The organism is Bacillus sp. SN1 (assembly GCF_002796895.1).
GTDB classification, from domain to species: Bacteria; Bacillota; Bacilli; order Bacillales; family Bacillaceae; genus Bacillus; species Bacillus inaquosorum.
This window is the reverse complement of the sequence record NZ_PHIE01000003.1, coordinates 80,323-101,306: the sequence shown is the minus strand read 5'-3', so window position 1 is coordinate 101,306 and position 20,984 is coordinate 80,323. Positions and strand designations below refer to the sequence as shown.

The window sequence follows — 20,984 nt, the reverse complement described above, 5'->3', positions numbered from 1 at the left end:
TTTACTCCAGCCACTCTTGTCTGCGATAGGAGTCAGACATGCAGTAAGACAATAGAGCCTTTGCAGCCTTTACCTGATGATGTTTAATCGGAGCCGTGTTTTTCTTCTGCCGCTCAATCCATTCCTCCGCGCCCCGCTTATCCGCTATTTCTAAACCGAATGGCGGCTCGGGGTAATCAATGTACGACGTTCTGCTCAGAAGCAATTTTCGAACCGGAATATCAGCCTGTTTTTCCTTTATGATCTTTGACACGACGGAGTCAGTGCGAAACAGGCTCAGCCCCGGATTTAACACTGATGCAGTCTGAGAGGCTGTTTTCTTCTCCCAAAAACGATTTTTAGACCCTATGTACACACTGTCTTCCTCCGCCTCTAAAAAAGAAACGCAATAAATGTCAAGCGGGGAAATAATCACAATGCTTAATTCAACCGCCGCCTGCTGAATTTGCAGCACGGGCTTATACATAATGAAATAAGAATCAGGCAGCTGCTGGGTCAGATAACGCAAAATGCGGTCCTGCTTCACCTGGTTTGAGAGATGAGATATTTCTGCTAGAGTTGAGCTTGCCCATTTGAGCTGAAAGTCATATAAATGCCTTTTATAAAATGAAGCAAGCGCCATCCTGCTCTTCGGCAGCCTTACATGTATATCGTCTTCTTCCTCAAACCATTGGTGTCTCTCTTCTTGTATATCGGCTTTTATCTCTTCTTTTCTTCTTTTCAATGAAAATTTTTTTCGTTTCTGCACCGGTTCCGGCTCTTCGGCACTGGCTTGTCTTTCTTCATGCTGGCGCTCCGCTGCTTCTAATAGTGAAAGCCAGCGCTCTTTTTTCAGCCTTACAAACTGGTTGATATAATGGTACGGATCAAGCTCATATCTCGATATATAATCATGAATTTTGATGATTTGTGCCATGTTTGTTTCTCCACTCCGCAATGAATTAAGATAAATGAAATTTAAATATTTCCTCGTACTTTGGTGATTGATTCAAGTGTATTTGAAAGAGCGAAAACCGTTCAGCCATCATCGAAACCTCGCCGCTTTCAAACGGAACATGTGCCGGAAATCCTTCTTCGCCTGTCCATTTTCTAGCCAGTGTCATATGAGGGTGATACGGTCTTTTTTCCACTTGAAAGCCGGCTTGAAGAACAGCCTGTTTCGTATGTTCCCGCAACATTTCAAGCGTTCTGTTTTTCTTTGGCTCTAGGTGTAAAACACGTGGCCTTCTGCGGTCGCCGAATACATCTATTTTGCCAAACTCAATCGGAAACGGATCGGTTTCTGAAGCAATCGCAGCAAGCGAACCCTCAAGCTGCTGGATTTGTGTCTCATCCGCCGCTCCCAGAAAAATTAACGTGATATGATAGTCAAGCGGGTGCACCCATTTTTGAAACGTCAAAACCGGCTCGTTTTTCGCAGCCCGGTAAATCGGATTCGCAATTCCCTCAGGAATGGGAACGCCGATGAAATAATGAGGCCATGTATCTGGCATCCGTCTGACACTCCCTTCTTTAACAGCTATTATTTTATCAATAAAGAGGCTGTGCGGATAGAGGAACAGTGTATGAAAACACTCTCGCACAAACGTTTATTATGTTAGGATATTATATGACACTTGTTTTATTCAGAAAGGAATGACAATGTTGAAAATCGTTTACAATACAGCTGATCTGATAGGAGATACACCGCTTGTGAAATTGAATCGGCTTCAGCCGGAAAACGCGGCACAAGTCTATTTAAAGCTTGAATTTTTCAATCCGAGCGGCAGTGTGAAAGACAGAGCCGCTTATCAAATGATCATAGAAGCAGAACAAAACGGTTTGCTCAAGCCGGGCTCAGTTATTATAGAGCCAACAAGCGGAAATACTGGAATCGGGCTCGCCATGAATGCGGCGGCACGTGGATATAAAGCGATTTTAGTCATGCCTGATACGATGACGAAGGAACGGATCAACCTTCTGAAAGCTTACGGTGCAGAGGTTGTATTAACACCAGGAGCGGAAAGAATGCCGGGCAGCATCAAAAAAGCGAAGGAGCTTGCCGAACAAATTCCAAACAGCTATATACCAATGCAGTTCGATAACACCGCCAATCCTGACGCGCACCGGAAAACGACGGCGCCTGAAATTGCCCGGGCAATAGAGGAAATCGGAAAACCGCTCGGCGCTTTTGTCGCCTCTTCCGGAACGGGCGGAACCATTACCGGAACAGGTGAAGCGCTCAAAGAGCTTTTCCCGGATATCACGGTTCATGTTGTCGAGCCTGCGGGTTCTCCTGTATTATCCGGAGGAAAACCCGGCGCCCATAAGCTTGTAGGGACGAGCCCAGGCTTCATTCCACCGATTTTAAATCAAGACGTATATGATGAAATTATCAAAATCTCTGATGAAGACGCCTATACGACGACAAGACGCCTCGCTGCTGAAGAAGGAATTCTTGTCGGGCCTTCGTCAGGTGCTGCCTGCTTCGCGGCAATCGAAACAGCAAAACGCCTCTCTCCTGACCAAGTTGTGGTCTGCATGACAGCCGATACAGGAGAACGGTATTTATCAACTGATTTATGGTCATTTGTTTAAAAAAAGGACTGGCTTCAGAAGAAGCCGGTCCTTTTATTTTGCAAGTTCGTAGATTGCCTGCGCATATAACGCTGTCGATCTAAGCAGGTCATCAATTTCAATATATTCATCCTTTTGGTGTGCGCTATCAGGACGTCCGGGGAAGAGCGGGCCGAACGCGACACCTGCTTTTAAAGATCTGGCATAAGTCCCCCCGCCGATTGAGATTAAATCAGCTTTTTTGCCCAGCTGGCCTTCATAAACCTTTTGCAGGGTTTTGACTAACGGATGGTCAGCTGACACATGATGCGGCTTGCTGTCTTTGAATTCTCCAAGCTCAAATTCAGATGCGCTCTCGAATGCATCGCGGATCACTTTGCTTTCTGCGGTCACAGGATAGCGGATATTGATCCCGAGCTCTCCTCCTTGCCCTTCCGTATAACGCAGTGTTCCGACATTTAATGTTAGCTCGCCGCTGATTTCATCCTCGCAGTCGATGTTCAGTTTCTTCCCTCTTGTATCGTTTGAGAACTTGTCTGTCACGACTTGCACAAACCGCTGTCCTGCATCCTCAAGCTCAGCCTGCTGCAGAAATTCACATAATAAAATGCCGGCATTAATTCCATTGTTCGGTTCCATCGCATGGCAGGAAACCCCGTACATACGCAAAATAAGCTGGCCGTTCTTTATTTCAGCTTCCCCTTTTTGATCTGTCGTGCGAAGCATGTTTTTAAATGAAGCAAGTATCTCTTCTTTTTTCGGCCCTTCAATGACAGCTTCCGCAGCGTCAGGCACCATATTCAAGCGAAGGCCTGACTGAAACGAGACAAGCACTGCCTCTGCATTGGCTTGGTTTGAGCGGTGCGGGATAAGTAAAGAAGCATCAATGATCCCTTTTTCAGCGTTAATAATCGGAAAATCGGCGTCAGGCGCAAATCCCAGCGTTGGCATTTCTTCATGCTTGAAATAATGCTCCACGCATCTCCAATCGCTTTCTTCATCTGTTCCGATAATGATTCTGACGCGCTTGGACAGCGGCAGATTCATGTCTTTCACGATTTTCAGCGCGTAGAATGCCGCCATCGTCGGGCCTTTGTCATCAATGGCGCCCCTTGCATAAATCCGTCCGTTGCGGATATCAGCTGAAAACGGATCACTCGTCCAGCCGTCTCCTGGCGGCACGACGTCAACATGGCAAAGTACGCCGACAATGTCATCGCCCTCGCCCCATTCAATATGGCCTGCGAAGCCGTCAAGATTTTTTGTTGTAAAGCCTTCTTTTTCTCCTAGCTCCAGCAATGAAGTCAAGCTGGCGTTTACTCCTTCTCCAAACGGTTTGCCGGGTCCGGCGGTTGTTTCATCCATTACACTGTTGATTTTCAAAAATTCCTGCGTATCACGAATTAAATCCTCTTTTTTTCTGATCACTTCAACTTCCCAGTTCATAACGATCCCCTTTCCGCAAGAAATGACTTGCAAAAACCAAATAAAACGAATAATATTAATGGTGTTTTGTTAAAACGTTCGTAATTGGAGGATACTATGTTTCATCTAAAAGAGCAGCAAACGTCCATAAAGCAAGAAATCATAGCAGGGCTGACGACCTTTTTCACAATGGTCTATATCGTCGTGGTTAATCCGGTCATTCTGGCTAACGCCGGAGTTCCTTTCGACCAGGTTTTCACCGCAACGATTATTGCCTCCATTGTCGGAACGCTGTGGATGGCCCTGGCAGCAAATTATCCGATTGCTATTGCGCCCGGCATGGGCTTGAACGCTTATTTAGCCTTTCATGTCGTAAGCGCAAGCGATGGCGGCATCACATACGCAACAGCTTTCAGCGCAGTATTTACAGCAGGGGTTCTCTTCATTATTCTATCGTTAACGCCTTTAAGAAAACAACTTATAGAAGCGATTCCAAACAATTTAAAATACGGGATCACAACAGGGATCGGGCTGTTTATTGCTTTTATCGGTTTGCGGCAGGCGGGAATTGTGGCGGCTGATGAGTCAAATCTGGTTACTCTCGGCAATCTGCATTCACCTGGTGTTATTTTAACGCTGATCGGCCTTTTGATCAGTGTGGTTCTGATGGTGCTGAATGTACGCGGCGCTTTATTTATCGGAATGGCAGCTACCGCTTTGATCGCCTTTTTTACCGGCCAGCTGCATTTTTCGAAGGGTTTTATGTCGCTTCCTCATTTGCCGGAAGGATTGATCATCTCAAATCCGTTTTCCGCTTTTGGCGATGTCGTTCACCACGGCCTGTACGCTGTTGTCTTTTCTTTTCTTTTGGTAACGATATTTGATACGACCGGCACGATGATCGGTGTTGCAGAGCAAGCCGGGCTAATGAAGAACAACAAGCTTCCGAACGTGCGAAAAGCGCTGCTTGCCGATTCAACGGCGACGACAGTAGGAGCTGTTTTCGGCACAAGTCCGACGACTGCATTTATCGAATCTTCCGCTGGTGTCGCAGCCGGGGGAAGAACTGGGCTTACGGCTTTGACTGTTGCGGTGATGTTTGCGGTTTCAATGTTTTTCAGTCCGCTTGTCAGCGCCTTGTCCGGCATAGCCGCCATCACCTCTCCTGCTTTGATTATTGTCGGCAGCCTGATGATGGGCTCGGTTTCCAATATGAACTGGAAAGAGATGGACGAGGCATTTCCAGCGTTTCTCGTCATTCTGGCCATGCCTTTGACATCCAGCATTTCTACAGGAATTGCGCTTGGCTTTATTTCATATCCGATCGTAAAAGCAGCGCGGGGAAAATGGAGAGAGATTCATCCGCTCGTCATTATTTTCGCCATTCTGTTTTTCATCCAGCTGTTTATTTTATAACACATACAGAAAACCCAAACGCCAGCCGTTTGGGTTTTTTATGTAAACCATAAAGAGACAGCGGCCGCAAAAAAACAGCAGGCGACAAACGCATAATGCAGCGTGTGTATACAGCTTTTTCTGGCCCGGTAATACTCATCACTTTCCTTATCGGCTCCAATTAAAATAGGCGCATCCATCACTTTGTCAAAGATAAGCGTAAGGATATAACGGCAAACGATTGTATACACCAGCAGCGCAATCAGCTTCAGCCAAATCGGGGTCATAAAGATTAGAATGATGACTGCTGACAACAGCATGTACATCCGCCTCGTATACTCGCCATTCCTCAGCATGACTTTATAAAACAATTCCTTATAGCCAGTGCATATGGTTCGACTTTTAAATATCCTTCTTGAATTCCGGTATAATAACGGTTTTCTTCTCATCCTGTCTTTCACTTTCGGGATTCCCGCCTCCTGGCTCATCATCATCACAAGCCCGGCAAGCGCAAGCCTGCTTTTTTTCTCTTCAGTCACCTCTGCTTCAAAAGCCGAGAACGAAGCTGCCTTTGTCAAACCGCGGACGAATGCAACAATCAAAAACAAAATGCCAATGAGCGTAAGCAAACGCCACTCAGTGAAAACGATCAGGACAGCAGAACCAGAGAAAAGAACAGCTCTGAGAAGAATATCGGCAATCCGTCTCGAAATGGAGCGCGGCTTTCTGATCCTGTCTTGCTTTAAGGATAAAAAGAATGTATGAAGACCAAACAGGTAACACAATAGAGCTGTGCCTTCTGCCAATGTGATATGAACAGAATGACTGATAAAGGGAAGGACAATGAAAAAGAGCAGTAGCCATTTGGCCAGCGTGACCAAAAAAGAATACACCAGCGCATGCCGTTTTAGCTGATAGATTATCTCTTTCTTTTGCAGCAAAAACACTTTGTCCGCTTCCATTAAAAACGTATGGATCGAGCCGGTACACACGATCAGCACGCATACAGCGTACAGCCATCTCCATTCCAACACCTCAGACCACTCATAAAAAAGGCCTCTTCCGTTCATCAAATCAATATACTGGTAGATGACAAAAGCAAGCGCCGGCAAAACAATGTAGAGAGCGACTGTCCAGTCAATGACCGCATGCAATACCTTAAACTGATACCTGTAATAGTCAAGTAGCCTTCGAAAAAAGAGCGATCGGCCGTTCATAACCGATCACCTTGGACTGCCTGATAAAAACAGTCAAGCAATGACTGCTCCTCTGATCCAGTCTGCTCCTGAATGTCTTTTAACGTGCCTTGGAGAAATAAAGACCCTTTCTCAATCATGTAAAACCGATCGCAAATTTTTTCTGCGGTATCGAGTACGTGTGTGCACATAAGGATGCCGGCTCCCCGTTCTTTTTCAGCCTTAAGCATGTCCACAAAGCGTTTCGTCGATATCGGATCAAGGCCGATAAATGGTTCATCGATCACATACATATCCGGCTTAGAGAGAAAAGCCTGTATAAGCATCAATTTTTGCTGCATGCCTTTTGAAAAAGTGACAGGCAGCTCATGCATAACATGATCAAGCGAAAACGTCTGCAGCAGGCGTTCGGCCCGAGGCGCAAATTCACTCTCCTCAATACCGTGCAGCGTGCTGATCAGGTCCAAATGCTCCCACAGCGTCAATTCTTCGTAAAAGGACGGATGCTCCGGAATATATGCAAATGAACAGTCATTCCAGGCAATATGCCCTTTAAAGTCTTCTGAGAGGCCGAGTATCGCCTTGATTGCGGTGCTTTTTCCGGCGCCGTTAGCTCCGATTAACCCGACAAGCTCCCCTTTTCCGACTTCCAAAAACACATCGGTGAGCACTTTTTTTCGGCTTGTGTACCCGGCCTGCTCTATCGAAGCTTCAAGTAATTTTGTCAAATCTCACCCACCTCCAAAATTTACTACGAAACAGAATAAAAAAAGTTTCTTTAAGCATAATAATATTGAGCCGGAATACATAGTAATCCAACAAGGATGGCTGCCCAACTAAAATTGGAAAAAATTAATAGGAGTTATCCCTAGATTCATCACTGCGATATCGTGTATAATGAGGGCGAATTATCTAAAACGATAGATGTCTGCCTTTGTTGCTATTTCGTACGCAGTTGATAGTCGTGAGTTGTGGTTAGTCAAGTCCATCCGATCTTATGATAGGGAGTGGTTTTTTGAAACCTTCAACAAACCGTATGCTAACTCGAATCAAATCAGTTTACATGTTTATCCAAGAAAAAGGTCTTGTGACAACACAGGAACTGGTTGACGAATTCGGCATTACACCTAGAACGATTCAAAGAGACTTAAATGTGTTGGCATACAATGATCTTGTTCATAGTCCAAGCCGTGGCAAGTGGGAGACAACGAGAAAGAAAGTAAAGATTACCTCATAAATTTGAAAATTACATAGGGCCGCCTGAGAGCGGCCTGATAGATACGGGGCGAAGAAACTTCTGAGCCTTGTTTTTGTGTGCTTATAAATAAAACCCCGCATTCGGTATGCGGGGTTTTTTCATGCTTGCGGCTCGTTCAGCCACTTAAGTTCTTCATCTGTAAGCTCACGGTATTCTCCCGGCGCCAGGGCAGGATCCAAGGAAACACGCCCCATCGAAAGCCGCTTCAGATAAATCACTTCATTGCCGACAGCCTTAGCCATCTGCTTGACCTGATGGTATTTTCCTTCTGTAATCGTCAGGTATATCACGGTATTGCCGTTGTCGTTTGCTTTGATTTCCGCTTTTGCCGGCTTTGTTTTATAGCCGCCTTCTATGTAGACACCCGCTTCCAAATCGGAGATGTCTTCCGGCGAAATCTGTGATTTTAAATGGACTTCATACGTTTTTGGAACATGCTTTTTAGGCGATAGAAGCCGATGTGCAAGCTGGCCGTCGTTTGTGAGTAGCAAAAAGCCCTCTGTATCTTTATCAAGCCTGCCGGCCGGAAACGGCTCAAATCTCATCTCTTCCGGCGTCAGCAGATCAACCACTGTTTGCTGCCGGCTGTCCTCAGTAGCCGACAGCACTCCCTGCGGCTTATTCATCATGAGATAAATGAACTCTCGGTAATCAATCGGTTCTCCGTAAACGGTTACCTCCTGCGTATCAGGATCAACGTGCGTCTTTACATCTTTGGCCGGTTTGCCGTCAACCATGACAGCCCCCGCCTTCACAACGGCTTTGACTTCTTTTCTGGAACCATATCCGCTGTTGGCAAGCAGCTTATCAAGCCTCATTCCTAATCTCTCCTTTATAAAAGAAAGCCCGCAGCATGCGAGCCCTCTATTTCTTCATATCTTGTTCATCAGCCGGCATGTCTGCCTCTCTTTAAGAAACCGGGCAAACGGCGGCCTAATATTTTCTGCAAAAATCCTAACCGGTAGGCGCAATACAGGTAGACAGCTCCGCCAACAGCGGCCGCAATCACCACAACGATCGCAGCTTGCACCTGACCATCCTGATAGGAAATAAAGAAGCTTAATACCCACTGCACGATTTTTACGGTTATTCCCATTACCGCTGATAATAGCAGCATCAAGACTGTCCGTTTGACTAATACAATGTACGAATAGCCTGCATGGCGCTTAATCATGATAAATCCGTATAAAAGCGAAGCGATATATCCAAGCGCCGTTGCTAAAATCGCACCGTCAGCCTGCATCAGCTTGATCAGCGGAACATTCAGCACAAGCTTGATCACAACGCCGATCACAAGGCTGACAACCGCAAATTTTTGTTTATTGATTCCTTGCAGAATGGCTGCGTTGACCGTAAACAAAGAGAACAAAATCGCAACTGGCGAATACCAAAGCAGAATGTCGGCCCCCAGTTCAGGATGCAGGCTTTCTGACCCGTAAAAGAATGTATACGTCGGCCCTGCCAATACAGAGATCCCGACAACAGCCGGAATAATTAAAAACAGGATCGTCTGCATCGTTTGGTTAATCTGCTGATTCAGCAGTTTATAGTTTCCGCTTGTAAACGATTCAGTAATCGTTGGAATTAATGTCAGTCCGAAAGCAGTTGCAAGGGAAACCGGGATCATGACGAGCTTCTGCACATACAGGGTAAGAATCGCCATCATGTCCTGGCTGATGGCTTGATTGCCGGCTTCAATCATTGCTTTGTTAAACGTATTTGTATCAATATAGTTATACAAAGGGATGGCTAGTCCTACAAAAACATACGGTGCGGCATAGCTGAACAGCTCGAGAAACATTTTCTTGTAGCTTAAGTTTGCTGTCGGCCCCGTATTCGGCATCATCGCCAATAGGTTGCCCTTCCGTTTGTTCCAATAAATATACAGCACGATCAGTCCTCCGAAGGCACCGATCAGCGCTGCGAAGGTCGCATAACCGACAGCGATCACAAGGCCGCCGTTGAAAACCTTCAAAATTAAGAATGTCGCACTTAATAAAAAGATGATGCGGACAATCTGTTCAACGACTTGGGAAACGGCTGTCGGCCCCATCATTTGGTGCCCTTGAAAGAATCCGCGGACAAGGCTCATAATCGGCACGACCAAAAGCGCTAAGCTGACCATGCGGATGACATAAACGACATGGTCAATTGTCAGGCCGTTATTATCCTTGCCTCCCAGCGATATTTCCGCAAAAATAGGAGCTGATAAATACAGAATGAAGAAGGCAATCATTCCTGTGACAAGCATAATCGACATGCCCGCCTTGAGCATTTTTCTGCTTGTTTCATAATCCCCTTTGGAATTATATTTGGAAACAAATTTAGAAACGGCAGCAGGAAAGCCCATCGTAGCAATATTCAAAAATAAAGTATATTGGTTGTATCCGTATTGAAATAATGCACCGCCTGTCGCCCCGACCATAATGCTGAAAGGAATTAAATAGACCATTCCCAGAATCCGTGATATATATGTACCGAGCGTTAACACAAACGTGCCTCTTAACAGTTTGCTTGACATGTTTCTTCATCACCATTTTCTACGAAGATTCAACTTTTCTATTTTACCACAACTGGGCATTTAGACGGTAATAAATACAAAAGCAATCTTGTGAACGATTCAGGTTCGCGGCAAAAGACGTTTAAGGAGAGGCTTTCTTTCGCTATAATAGTACTGCGGACGGGGTGTTCGCATACGAAATGGAAAAAGAAAGTTGATGATAAAGATGAAACAGTATGACGTAATCGTAATTGGCGGAGGCCCTTCAGGCTTGATGGCTGCAATTGCAGCAGGAGAACAGGGCGCTGATGTTTTGCTGATAGATAAAGGAAATAAATTAGGCCGAAAACTCGCGATTTCCGGGGGCGGCCGCTGCAATGTGACGAACCGCCTTCCTGTGGAAGAAATTATTAAGCACATCCCCGGCAACGGGCGGTTTTTATACAGCGCGTTTTCTGAATTTAATAACGAAGACATTATCAAGTTTTTTGAAAATCTCGGCATTCAATTGAAGGAAGAAGATCACGGCCGGATGTTTCCTGTGACAGACAAAGCCCAAAGTGTCGTTGACGCGCTGTTAAACAGGCTGAAACAGCTCCGCGTAACGATCAGAACGAACGAGAAAATTAAATCTGTCATATATGAAGATGGACAGACAGCAGGGATTGTGACGAATAACGGCGAAATGATCCATAGCCAGGCAGTCATTATCGCTGTCGGCGGTAAAAGTGTGCCTCATACCGGAAGCACGGGAGACGGCTATGAATGGGCTGAAGCCGCAGGCCATACTATAACAGAGCTGTTTCCGACAGAGGTTCCTGTCACATCTTCCGAACCGTTCATTAAGCAAAAAACACTTCAGGGCTTATCACTAAGAGATGTCGCCGTCAGTGTGTTAAATAAAAAAGGCAAACCGATCATCACACATAAAATGGACATGCTGTTTACCCATTTCGGCCTCTCGGGACCTGCCATTCTCAGATGCAGCCAATTTGTCGTAAAAGAGCTGAAAAAACAGCCTCAAGTGCCGATCAGAATTGACTTGTATCCGGATATCAATGAAGAAACGCTATTCCAAAAGATGTACAAAGAACTGAAGGAAGCACCGAAAAAAGCCATTAAAAACGTACTGAAGCCTTGGATGCAGGAGCGCTATCTCCTATTCTTGCTCGAAAAAAACGGCATCTCTCCTAACGTATCGTTTTCTGAGCTGCCGAAGGACCCTTTCAGACAATTTGTAAAGGACTGCAAGCAGTTTACCGTTCTCGCAAACGGCACGCTGTCTCTTGATAAGGCATTTGTTACGGGTGGCGGGGTATCTGTAAAAGAAATTGACCCGAAAAAGATGGCATCTAAAAAAATGGAGGGCCTGTATTTTTGCGGCGAAATCTTGGATATCCACGGCTACACAGGCGGATACAATATTACGTCCGCCCTTGTCACAGGCAGACTTGCGGGGCTCAATGCCGGACAATTCGCCCGTTCTTAACCATTACTTTTTTAAACTCTTACCACAAACCGAACATTTGAACATTATCCGCATTCATGTTAGGGTGAGACTTGTTTTGTTTCACCTGATTGCGGGGTAATTTTAAGAGAGGGATGATCTGCCAGCGTACGACCATACTAAGCCTACGAGCAAGATATAGGCGTACACAAAAATTTAGAGGGTGAGAAATTTTGAAACATATATCTAGTGTATTTTGGATTGTGATTGTTATCACAGCTGCAGCTGTATTGTGGGGCGTTATTTCTCCTGACAGCCTGCAAAACGTGTCTCAATCCGCACAAGCATTTATCACCAATTCATTTGGTTGGTATTATCTTTTAGTTGTCTCTTTGTTTGTCGGGTTCTGTCTCTTTTTGATTTTCAGCCCGATCGGAAAAATCAAACTCGGAAAACCCGATGAAAAACCGGAATTCGGGTTATTATCATGGTTTGCCATGCTGTTCAGCGCAGGTATGGGAATCGGCTTAGTATTCTATGGTGCGGCTGAACCGATCAGCCATTACGCAATTAGCTCTCCATCAGGTGAAACAGAAACCTCCCAAGCCTTCAGAGATGCGCTCCGCTATACGTTTTTCCACTGGGGTCTGCATGCTTGGGCCATTTATGCCGTCGTGGCATTATGCATCGCCTATTTCCAATTCCGTAAAGGCGCTCCCGGATTAATCAGCAGCACGCTGTCACCGATTCTCGGCGATAAAGTAAACGGCCCGATCGGCAAATTGATTGACTGTATTGCTGTTTTCGCCACTGTTGTCGGGGTGTCGACGAGTCTTGGTCTCGGTGCAACCCAAATTAACGGCGGTTTGAATTATTTGTTCGGCATTCCGAATAACTTTGCCGTTCAATTTATTTTAATTGCCATTGTGACAGTGCTCTTTTTACTTTCTGCGTGGAGCGGACTCGGAAAAGGCATTAAGTATCTGAGCAACATCAACATGGTATTGGCCGGATTGTTAATGCTGTTTATGCTCGTCGTCGGGCCTACTGTGCTGATTATGAACTCATTTACAGATTCTATCGGACAATATATTCAAAATATCGTTCAAATGAGCTTCAGACTGGCACCGAACGATCCTGAAAAACGCGAATGGATTAACGGCTGGACGATTTTCTATTGGGCATGGTGGATTTCCTGGTCACCATTTGTCGGCATTTTCATCGCCCGTGTGTCCAGAGGCCGGACGATCCGCGAATTTTTAATCGGCGTCTTGGTGACACCTTGTATTTTGGCATTTCTATGGTTCTCTATTTTTGGCGTATCAGCCATGGATCTTCAGCAGAAAGGCACGTTCAATGTGGCAAAGATGTCAACTGAAACGATGCTGTTCGGAACACTTGATCACTATCCGCTGACAATGGTGACATCGATCCTTGCATTGGTTCTGATCGCTGTATTCTTTATCACATCTGCTGATTCAGCGACATTCGTGCTGGGCATGCAGACGTCGTACGGTTCATTAAACCCGGCGAACTCTGTGAAACTCAGCTGGGGCATCATTCAGTCCGCCATGGCGGCTGTGCTCCTATATTCCGGCGGGCTTGCCGCTTTGCAAAACACAGCGATTCTGGCAGCACTGCCGTTTTCTATCGTCATCCTGCTGATGATTGCCGCTCTCTATAAATCACTCTCAAAAGAACGAAGAGAGATCAGAAAAGCGGAGAAAATCGATAAACCGAGAAGTCCAAGAGTGAAAAAGGCTTATTAACAAAAAAGATCTTTCCGCGCCCGCGGAAAGATCTTTTTATTTGCGATATAAAATAAGGGCGGAAAAACAGTAAAGCTGCTCGCCGTCTGGGTCGCACGCCGCCGAAACCGTATATTTGATATCAATCAGCTGCTCCTCCGATATCCCTTTTAGAAATGAATTGATTTCCGTCTGTAGGTCTTTTTCATGCTCTTCATCAAATACCGCCACCTTCAGCATCTTATCCGCTCTCCTTTCTCTATCAATCTATTCCGTTTGGAACAGCGTTATGATAGAGAAATGATGATCACCTCGTCTCCGGATACAAAGCTTCCCGTGTCTGGTGTTTCCTCTGCGGCTCGCCGTGTTGCTGCTCCACTTTCAGCAGCACAGCATAAACCATTCGCATATGACAGTAGCTGATCAGGCTGACGCTGAAAAAAGGGACAATGCCAGGCAGGTACGCAAGCAGGAAAAAGAGAGCGACAGTCAGCGCAAACATGACGAGCGTATATTGCAAATACGCCACACTGAGCAAGAGCGAAAACTTCACATACAAACGTTTTTTCCAATCAAAATGGACAAGCAAAGGAAATACATAAAAAAGCATGGATATGAACAAAAATCCAAATATCATAATGGCAAAGCGCAGGACATACAGAAGGAAATGGCTCGGATAAATAAAGGCCAAATCGATATAAATGATCAATCCGATCACTGCCAGTACAGCGCCGATCAGATTAGAACGGAGAAACTCAGCCTTGTATTCCCGCCAAAAAGTCTGCAGCACAGGAACGTTGTCCTGCCCCTGGATCCATTTCCGCATGACAGCGAATAAAGCTGCGGTCGCGGGCATGATGCCGAACACCCCGAGACCGATCATCGTAAAAAACAGCCAAAGTAAATTTGTATACGCAAATCTCATGACCCACTCGCAAAAGCGCAGCACCCGCCCCATTGAACCATCATGCTCCACGGCGGCCCCTCCTTTTCTGCATTATGCATTTTGCATCTGAAAAAGCCTCTTAATGTCGATCGGCTTCTTTTCGGCAACAGAGCGCCACATTCCCTCACCGACCGCGATGGAGTAGGCTCCTGCTTCAGCCCCGGCTAAAATGTCATAGCGGCGCAGCGGATCTTTTCCTAAAAAAAGATCTTCAAGCAAAAGCGGATCGCCTCCGCCGTGTCCGCCCTCGTTTTTGACCACTTGTATGGTCTGCTTTGATTCAAAAAGCGGATAGTATTCAATTGTCTGCTCAGGAAAAGCAAACGGAATTCTGGAAGGCTCGTGAAATTCATTTGATTCGATACGCCCTTTTGTGCCGTTGATCGTCAGCCGGTAGCCTTCATACGGGGCGGAGAATATGATCGAGTAGCTTAAAAGCGCGCCGCCGTCATATTTGACCGCCGCCACGTACGTATCCTCGATGTCAATCTCCTCGTCAAAAATACACGCGTCTGGCCTGTATGCAGTATATAAGCTGGACTGGTCTCCCGCTTGGAGATGATCATCCTTAACAGAAGCTGTGGAGGAGCGGGGATGCCATCTTGAATAGTAATGGCATTTTTCTTTAACCCGGCACGTCCCGCAAAAACGCCCGTCTTCTTCCGGCAGCGGGTTCCACTCACTGTCCGGCCCATAGTAATTCAGGGCGCCATAAGCAAATACCTCCGCCGGATTTTGCCCGAGCCACCAATTGACGAGGTCAAAGTGATGTGTTGATTTATGGACAGAAAGACCGCCTGAAAATGGCCTCGATCGGTTCCAGCGTTTAAAATAGCTGGCGCCGTGATACGTATCAATATACCAATTCAAATCAACAGAGGTTACCCTGCCTATTTTTCCGTCCAGAATCATTTCTTTAATTTTCCGATGAAACGGGCTGTAGCGGTAGTTAAACGCGACGATGACTTTCCCTTTGCTTTTCGCCTCCGCCCCAAGCACCCGATTCGCATCCTGCACCGTCGTCACCATTGGTTTTTCTGTAATCACATCCGTATCCCACTGAAGGCTTCTTAAGATATATGTGACATGTGTGTCATCTCTGCCTGTCACAATGACGATATCAGGCTTTGAAACGCGCATCATTTCATCAAAAGCGTCTTCGTTAAACTCCGGCACGCGGGAAAGCTCGGGAAACTTCTTTTTGCAAACGGCAAAACGTTTTGGATCGGCATCCAGCAATCCCGTAATCTGATAATGTGCTGAAAACCGCTCCATCAGCGGTTTGATAAACATACTGAGAGCTCTGCTGCTCAATCCGCAAATGACGATGTTTTTCAATGGTCCTCACCTCTATCGGACTTCAGTTAGTTGAGAAATCAGCTGCAGCGCTTCCTCTGTTTTTGTAGCGTACACAGGGATAAACGCCGCCATATTGCGATTTAATCGAAAAGAATAGCCGTTCAGCTGTTTTCCCCCTTTTTCAATCTGAACGGCATAGACTGTTTTTTCTCCCGTTTTTTGATCAACAGCTGTATAAGGAGATGTTTTGTCCAATGGCAATTCGTCTAACGGCTGAAAATTTTCCGGATCATCGTAAGCTTGAAACATGTCTTCAGGCACGATGAAGACATCTCCCTCATGAGCGGTGATTTCAGTCAGCAGTTTTTCCGGATAGGCTGGAAAGATATCCACCTTCCCGGTATTCTGCTTAGCAGCCTCTTTTATTTTTTCCTGTACGCCTGCCCGCATATCAGAAAAGAGGATGACATGCATTCCGTCCGGCCTGCTTGAGCATGATGCCAAAAAGAGGACTGAGACAATCACACACAAAGCCGTACGTATACCTGTCATCATTTCTCTGCTGACCTAAAAAGAGTCTCCAGCTCTGTCATAGCCAAAATAAACGCACCGGCCCCGTGCAGATCGTTTGTGCTTCTTTCGCGGCTGACATAATAGTCATAGAAACCGGCTGACGTTCCGACACATATATCTTTGACGAGAAACGCACCGTCTTCTGCCGTTTCGGTTTTATGCTGAATCAAACCTTGATACGCTTTTAACAGTGTTGTTTCGTAAGCTCTGTCTAGATATCCTTTATTGATTCCTTTTGCGATTGCGTACATGTACAGACAGGATCCTGAGCTTTCCAGCCAGTTATCGGACCTGTCGCCCTTATCAACGATCTGGTACCATAACCCCGTCTCCTTGTCTTGATAGCGGCAGATGCTTTCAATCATGTCCTGCAGCGTTTTTTTCCACACGTGACGGTTTGGATGCTTCTTCGGCAGCTCTTCAATCATGTCAGCAAGAGACATGACGTACCACCCGATGGAACGCGCCCAGAATTCCGGAGAACAGCCTGTCTTTTCATTGGCCCAAGGCATTTTTTTCGCTTCATCCCAGGCGTGATAAAAGAGGCCGGTTTTTGAATCCTTCGTATGCTTTCTCATCAGCGACTCCTGCAGCACGACCTGATCAAACAGCTCCGGCTCCTGCTTCAGATTCGCATATTTCAGTGCGAACGGCCCGCCCATGTATAAGCCGTCAAGCCACATTTGATAAGGATAGCCGTCCTTATGCCAAAACCCCTGTTCAGACGTCCGGTTCAGCGTTCCATATAAACCGCGCAGCCTTTTTGCCGCGTTTACATACCGTTCATCCTTCGTATGCTCGTATAATGGAAAAAGAATAAGACCCGCTTGAATGGCGTCCAGCTCATCTCTTCTGAATAATAGATTGCCATAATCATCAATTAAGAGATCTGCATAGGCCTTTGCATACTCGAAATACCGCTTTTGCCCGGTTGCTTCCCACAGCCCCAATACACCGCATAAGAAAACACCCTGATGGTAGTGCCAGCGGTTTGCAGGCGGCAGCTCCTCCACTGTGTACGTGTTCATAATGGTTTTTGCCAATGCCTCCGCGTACGTAAGAGGCGATTTTACAGCGATTGATTGATCCATTGATCCCATCCCTTTCTTAATAGATTCCTTCCTCGCCAAATTTCTTCGCCAAACGATTCGCAAGCATGACCAAAATCAGCCCGACCGCCGCTTTAAATACGCCGACCGCTGTACTGTAGCTGAACTGGCCCTGTTTCAGCCCTGCAGTGTAAACGTACGTATCAAAAATTTCCGCCACTTCCCTGTTTGTCGCGTTTAACAGCAAATACACATGCTCGAAGCCAAGCTCCAGCGTGTCTCCGATTTTTAAAATCAGCAAAACGACGATAACGCTTTTAATGGCGGGCAGCGTAATATGCCACATTTGCCGCAGCCGTCCCGCTCCGTCCATTTTCGCCGCTTCATACAGCTGGGGGTCAACCGCTGTAATGGCTGCCAGATAAATGATCGTCGACCAGCCCGCTTCCCTCCAGATGACCTGCAGAATATACAGGGGCCGGAACCATTCTTCGTTCAGCAGAAAGTTGATTTTTTCGCCGCCAAAAAACACAATCAGTTCATTAATCAAACCTCCGTCTACTGTTAAAAGCACAAACGAAAGCGATACAACAATAACCCATGACATAAAATGCGGGATATAAATCAGCGTCTGAACAAATTTTTTAAAGAGAGCGATCCGCACTTCGTTTAATAGAAGCGCCAGCAAAATCGGCACCGGGAAAAATATAACCAGGTTCAAAGCAAATAACACGAGCGTGTTTTTTAACAGGAGAAAAAATGTAGGCTCAGTAAACAGCCTGATAAAATGCTTCAGCCCGACCCATTCACTGCCCAAAATGCCGAGAAACGGCTGATAATCCTGAAACGCAATCACAATTCCCCACATCGGGACATATTTAAAAAGCAAAAAATAAATACACCCCGGCAAAATCATCAAGTACAAATATTTCTGCTGGATCAGCTTGCTTAGTAAGCGCTTTCTTTTTTCTTTTTTAAAAATGACTGCATCAACAGCCGGCGCTTGCGCTTCTGCTGTTTTCATCTTTTCCAAGCCTCCTTTCACGGGTTCTTGCATTCACTGTAGCGCAGCAGGCAAAAGTCCGTCTACAATCATATGATCACATCCTGCCTTATCCCTTTATGATCAAGGGTTCAGCCATTCCACCTGAAAAAAAGACACCGATATTAGAAAATGATTATTGACAATATCTATCAATCTTTGGATTAATTGTATTAAGGTGAAGTGGATGTTATGAAATGGGGGGTTTTATGAAAAGAAGCCAATACAAGTTTTATTACAAACTGATCACGTTTTTCTGTCTGCTCAGCACCATTCCGGTCATTCTGGTCGGATTGTTTTCGTACGAGCACTCTCAGAAAATGGCTATCTCCAACGTTTCGGAGGAAAAACTCGACACACTTCAGCAGACCCAGCAAAGCATCGAGCATATCTTGAAAACCGTCGATCACTCTTTAACCCACTATGTGAGTTCGCCGCCTCTCCTTCGCACACTGTCCGAGCCTTTGCACTCTGACCAATTTCAAATCTATAATCAAGTGAACCAAGAGCTCAACTATCTGCAAAGCTTTGATACCGACCTGTCCAACATGACGCTAGTCAGTTATATGAAAAAATGGTACATGAACAATTCCGGCTTGTACCGCTTGAATACAGACTCTCTTCATGAAGCAGCCGCAGCGTACACGCAACACAAAGCGAGCCGCTCGTATTGGATGCTTGAGGAAAACAATCATTTGATTTCGACAAAAGAAGGCACATCAGACAACTGCCGCTACAATATCAATTTGATTAAACAGCTTCCTTTAAACAGCACAAATACAAAGGGATTGGCCGCCGCAAGCATCCCGAGCTGTTCGCTGGTCAAAAATATGCCTGACTATTCAAATGCCAACAACCTGTTTATCATTGATGAAAAAGGCCGCATCATCCTGCATAACAACATGTCTGACATCGGTGAATCTCTTCCAAACGACGACTTTGTCCAAAAAATGCTGGCGCAGACCGCCAAAAGCGGACAGTTTGAAACAGTCATAGACCGGATTCAATATAAAGTCACCTATCAAAAATCAGACTATAACACATGGACTTATTTTTCTCTCGTTTCCTTGCCTGAATTAAAAAAAGAAGCAAAATCAATCGGCTGGATCACCTTTACGGTATGTTTTATTTTGTTAACGCTTTCATTATTATTCTCTTGGCTTGGCTCCCGCCATTTTTACAAGCCGATCAGAGTGCTTTACGAATCATTCGCAAGACACGGTGCCATACAAGAGAAACAGCCGCCTCAAAATGAATTTGAGTTAATTGAACAGAGCTTTAAGCAGCTGAAAGACAGAAATGACGACCTTGAAGAAACGATGAAACAGCAGGCGACTCATTTACAGCAATATTTTATGGTCAGGCTCATGCTTGGAAAACTGACGGACGAGGAGGTCAATAACCGCTTTGAAAGCCTCGGTTTAGAGCAAAATTGGCGGCATCTCGCCCTGCTTGTGCTTCAAATTGACACGCTGAATCATACGCCTTATGAGAAAAAAGATATGGATCTGCTTTTATTTGCCGTCAACAGCCTGATTGAGCGCAACATCCCGGCGGACAAGCATCTTGCCCCCGCCGTCGTGGATAAACAGCAGGCAACCATTTTGATCAACCAGAACGGGACGAAGGAAGCATTCATGGCTGAGCTGAATGAGACTGCGCGGATGATTCAGGAAAAAGCGGAAGCTGAGCTGCAGCTGTCTGTCAGCATCGGCATCAGCCAGCCGTTTGATGCGCTGGCAAAGGCAAAAACAGCCTATGCAGAAGGCTCAGAAGCGTTGAAATACCGGCTCAAAGCGGAAAACAAATCGATTATCTTTTACGAAGACCTTGATCAGAAAAAAACCTTCAAAACCCATTTTCCAAAGCAGCTTCAGCATGAGCTGTTCGATGCCGTCAAAGCGGGGGACAAGGAGAAAGCGGACAAATGCCTGCACGCGATTTTACAATCAATCTTCACCCAAAACACCAACCCGTATCAATTCCAAATCGCAATCGCCCGCTTTCTGAACCATGTGATTGAGCTGATGCATGTGCTCGGGATCGAATTATTCGAGCTTGAAGAAAATAAAATGCTGTATGACCAAATTTTCGAGCTGAAAACGTTCGAGGATACCGAAAACTGGCTCAAAAATGAGTTCATTGACCCGATGACAGACAAAGTAAACGCCCGCGCGGATGCCCAGTACAAAAATATTTCCGACAACATCATTCATATCATCCACCACGAGTTTGAATCCGATTTGACACTGGATGAAATCGCCCGCAGGCTGCATTACAATCCAAACTATTTAAGCAGCATTTTCAAAAAAGAAATGGGCATTTCATTCAGCGAGTATGTCTCCAGCTACCGCCACCATATGGCGAAAAGCTGGCTTGCCGAAACTGACATGGCGGTCAAAGACATTGCCGAAAAGCTGAAATACAAAAACTCGCAAAATTTTATCAGATCATTTAAGAAGCTGGAGGGAATTACACCGGGTAACTATCGCCAGCAAAAAAGAAGCATGTAAAAAACCCAAAACCGCTCGCGCGTTTTGGGTTTTTCCA

At 45.7% G+C, this 20,984-nt stretch carries 19 protein-coding genes; 6 read left to right on the top strand and 13 right to left on the bottom strand.

Going from position 1 to position 20,984, the window contains the following annotated elements; translation table 11 throughout:
* Position 1: 1 nt before the first annotated feature.
* Both CVV77_RS12150 and thpR read right to left on the bottom strand, forming a co-directional pair.
* Positions 2 to 916, bottom strand: coding sequence for a hypothetical protein (locus CVV77_RS12150; RefSeq protein ID WP_100275512.1), 915 nt, complete (start codon positions 914 to 916; stop codon positions 2 to 4).
* A 25-nt stretch (positions 917 to 941) separates the two neighbouring features.
* Positions 942 to 1,493, bottom strand: a complete 552-nt coding sequence (gene thpR, locus CVV77_RS12145; RefSeq protein ID WP_100275511.1) for an RNA 2',3'-cyclic phosphodiesterase — start codon at positions 1,491 to 1,493, stop codon at positions 942 to 944.
* Positions 1,494 to 1,641: 148 nt separating this feature from the next.
* On the opposite strand from thpR, the gene cysK reads away from it, so the two are divergent.
* The gene (gene cysK / locus CVV77_RS12140; protein ID WP_100275510.1) at positions 1,642 to 2,577 is read left to right on the top strand and encodes a cysteine synthase A; all 936 of its coding nucleotides are present in this window, start codon (positions 1,642 to 1,644) and stop codon (positions 2,575 to 2,577) included.
* A 33-nt stretch (positions 2,578 to 2,610) separates the two neighbouring features.
* Here cysK and pepV read toward each other — a convergent pair whose 3' ends face one another.
* Positions 2,611 to 4,002 carry a dipeptidase PepV gene (gene pepV / locus CVV77_RS12135; RefSeq protein WP_100275509.1) on the bottom strand — a complete coding sequence of 464 codons (1,392 nt, stop codon included), beginning with the start codon at positions 4,000 to 4,002 and terminating at the stop codon, positions 2,611 to 2,613.
* A gap of 96 nt (positions 4,003 to 4,098) precedes the next feature.
* Between pepV and pbuO the strand changes: the two genes are divergently transcribed.
* The gene (pbuO, locus tag CVV77_RS12130) at positions 4,099 to 5,397 is read left to right on the top strand and encodes a hypoxanthine/guanine permease PbuO (protein ID WP_003237938.1); all 1,299 of its coding nucleotides are present in this window, start codon (positions 4,099 to 4,101) and stop codon (positions 5,395 to 5,397) included.
* 38 nt (positions 5,398 to 5,435) lie between these two features.
* On the opposite strand, the gene CVV77_RS12125 is transcribed toward pbuO, so the two are convergent.
* On the bottom strand, positions 5,436 to 6,593 hold the full coding sequence (locus CVV77_RS12125; protein WP_100275508.1) for an ABC transporter permease: 1,158 nt from the start codon (positions 6,591 to 6,593) through the stop codon (positions 5,436 to 5,438).
* On the bottom strand, positions 6,590 to 7,300 hold the full coding sequence (locus tag CVV77_RS12120; RefSeq protein ID WP_100275507.1) for an ABC transporter ATP-binding protein: 711 nt from the start codon (positions 7,298 to 7,300) through the stop codon (positions 6,590 to 6,592). The genes CVV77_RS12125 and CVV77_RS12120 overlap by 4 nt, the downstream gene beginning before the upstream one ends.
* A gap of 287 nt (positions 7,301 to 7,587) precedes the next feature.
* Between CVV77_RS12120 and CVV77_RS12115 the strand changes: the two genes are divergently transcribed.
* Positions 7,588 to 7,809 (top strand): DeoR family transcriptional regulator, encoded by a 222-nt coding sequence (locus tag CVV77_RS12115; protein WP_003152337.1) that lies wholly within the window; start codon positions 7,588 to 7,590, stop codon positions 7,807 to 7,809.
* Positions 7,810 to 7,928: 119 nt separating this feature from the next.
* On the opposite strand, the gene CVV77_RS12110 is transcribed toward CVV77_RS12115, so the two are convergent.
* The gene (locus CVV77_RS12110; protein ID WP_019259212.1) at positions 7,929 to 8,648 is read right to left on the bottom strand and encodes a pseudouridine synthase; all 720 of its coding nucleotides are present in this window, start codon (positions 8,646 to 8,648) and stop codon (positions 7,929 to 7,931) included.
* A 68-nt stretch (positions 8,649 to 8,716) separates the two neighbouring features.
* Positions 8,717 to 10,351: a lipid II flippase MurJ gene (gene murJ, locus CVV77_RS12105; RefSeq protein ID WP_100275506.1), complete on the bottom strand. Its 1,635-nt coding sequence runs from the start codon at positions 10,349 to 10,351 to the stop codon at positions 8,717 to 8,719.
* 205 nt (positions 10,352 to 10,556) lie between these two features.
* Here murJ and CVV77_RS12100 point away from each other — a divergent pair, with 205 nt between their 5' ends.
* Together CVV77_RS12100 and opuD are read left to right on the top strand one after the other, a co-directional pair.
* Positions 10,557 to 11,819: a BaiN/RdsA family NAD(P)/FAD-dependent oxidoreductase gene (locus CVV77_RS12100; protein ID WP_029316883.1), complete on the top strand. Its 1,263-nt coding sequence runs from the start codon at positions 10,557 to 10,559 to the stop codon at positions 11,817 to 11,819.
* Between the two features lie 188 nt (positions 11,820 to 12,007).
* Entirely contained in the window at positions 12,008 to 13,546 is a 1,539-nt protein-coding gene (gene opuD / locus CVV77_RS12095) for a glycine betaine transporter OpuD (protein ID WP_029316884.1), read from the top strand.
* Positions 13,547 to 13,582: 36 nt separating this feature from the next.
* On the opposite strand, the gene CVV77_RS12090 is transcribed toward opuD, so the two are convergent.
* The 6 genes from CVV77_RS12090 to rmgP form a co-directional block, all read right to left on the bottom strand.
* Positions 13,583 to 13,765, bottom strand: a complete 183-nt coding sequence (locus CVV77_RS12090; RefSeq protein ID WP_003223398.1) for a sporulation protein Cse60 — start codon at positions 13,763 to 13,765, stop codon at positions 13,583 to 13,585.
* A 67-nt stretch (positions 13,766 to 13,832) separates the two neighbouring features.
* Positions 13,833 to 14,501: a YesL family protein gene (locus CVV77_RS12085; RefSeq protein WP_100275505.1), complete on the bottom strand. Its 669-nt coding sequence runs from the start codon at positions 14,499 to 14,501 to the stop codon at positions 13,833 to 13,835.
* A 21-nt stretch (positions 14,502 to 14,522) separates the two neighbouring features.
* Positions 14,523 to 15,809 (bottom strand): Gfo/Idh/MocA family oxidoreductase, encoded by a 1,287-nt coding sequence (locus CVV77_RS12080; RefSeq protein ID WP_003237958.1) that lies wholly within the window; start codon positions 15,807 to 15,809, stop codon positions 14,523 to 14,525.
* A gap of 12 nt (positions 15,810 to 15,821) precedes the next feature.
* On the bottom strand, positions 15,822 to 16,325 hold the full coding sequence (locus tag CVV77_RS12075) for a lipoprotein YteS (RefSeq protein ID WP_100275504.1): 504 nt from the start codon (positions 16,323 to 16,325) through the stop codon (positions 15,822 to 15,824).
* Complete coding sequence (rmgQ, locus tag CVV77_RS12070; RefSeq protein ID WP_142397324.1) at positions 16,322 to 17,443, bottom strand: unsaturated rhamnogalacturonyl hydrolase; 1,122 nt, start codon at positions 17,441 to 17,443, stop codon at positions 16,322 to 16,324. The genes CVV77_RS12075 and rmgQ overlap by 4 nt, the downstream gene beginning before the upstream one ends.
* A 7-nt stretch (positions 17,444 to 17,450) precedes the next feature.
* Positions 17,451 to 18,416 carry a polygalacturonan/rhamnogalacturonan ABC transporter permease gene (gene rmgP / locus CVV77_RS12065; RefSeq protein ID WP_019259219.1) on the bottom strand — a complete coding sequence of 322 codons (966 nt, stop codon included), beginning with the start codon at positions 18,414 to 18,416 and terminating at the stop codon, positions 17,451 to 17,453.
* A gap of 215 nt (positions 18,417 to 18,631) precedes the next feature.
* On the opposite strand from rmgP, the gene CVV77_RS12060 reads away from it, so the two are divergent.
* The gene (locus CVV77_RS12060; protein WP_100275502.1) at positions 18,632 to 20,947 is read left to right on the top strand and encodes a helix-turn-helix domain-containing protein; all 2,316 of its coding nucleotides are present in this window, start codon (positions 18,632 to 18,634) and stop codon (positions 20,945 to 20,947) included.
* Positions 20,948 to 20,984: the final 37 nt, after the last annotated feature.

Coding starts and splice junctions, on each gene's coding strand:
- thpR (WP_100275511.1), bottom strand. CDS start 1,493: ATGCCAGATACATGGCCTCATTATTTCATCGGCGTTCCCATTCCTGAG.
- pepV (WP_100275509.1), bottom strand. CDS start 4,002: ATGAACTGGGAAGTTGAAGTGATCAGAAAAAAAGAGGATTTAATTCGT.
- murJ (WP_100275506.1), bottom strand. CDS start 10,351: ATGTCAAGCAAACTGTTAAGAGGCACGTTTGTGTTAACGCTCGGTACA.
- CVV77_RS12150 (WP_100275512.1), bottom strand. CDS start 916: ATGGCACAAATCATCAAAATTCATGATTATATATCGAGATATGAGCTT.
- CVV77_RS12090 (WP_003223398.1), bottom strand. CDS start 13,765: ATGCTGAAGGTGGCGGTATTTGATGAAGAGCATGAAAAAGACCTACAG.
- cysK (WP_100275510.1), top strand. CDS start 1,642: ATGTTGAAAATCGTTTACAATACAGCTGATCTGATAGGAGATACACCG.
- rmgQ (WP_142397324.1), bottom strand. CDS start 17,443: ATGGGATCAATGGATCAATCAATCGCTGTAAAATCGCCTCTTACGTAC.
- pbuO (WP_003237938.1), top strand. CDS start 4,099: ATGTTTCATCTAAAAGAGCAGCAAACGTCCATAAAGCAAGAAATCATA.
- rmgP (WP_019259219.1), bottom strand. CDS start 18,416: ATGAAAACAGCAGAAGCGCAAGCGCCGGCTGTTGATGCAGTCATTTTT.
- CVV77_RS12060 (WP_100275502.1), top strand. CDS start 18,632: ATGGGGGGTTTTATGAAAAGAAGCCAATACAAGTTTTATTACAAACTG.
- CVV77_RS12125 (WP_100275508.1), bottom strand. CDS start 6,593: ATGAACGGCCGATCGCTCTTTTTTCGAAGGCTACTTGACTATTACAGG.
- CVV77_RS12100 (WP_029316883.1), top strand. CDS start 10,557: ATGAAACAGTATGACGTAATCGTAATTGGCGGAGGCCCTTCAGGCTTG.
- CVV77_RS12110 (WP_019259212.1), bottom strand. CDS start 8,648: ATGAGGCTTGATAAGCTGCTTGCCAACAGCGGATATGGTTCCAGAAAA.
- CVV77_RS12075 (WP_100275504.1), bottom strand. CDS start 16,325: ATGATGACAGGTATACGTACGGCTTTGTGTGTGATTGTCTCAGTCCTC.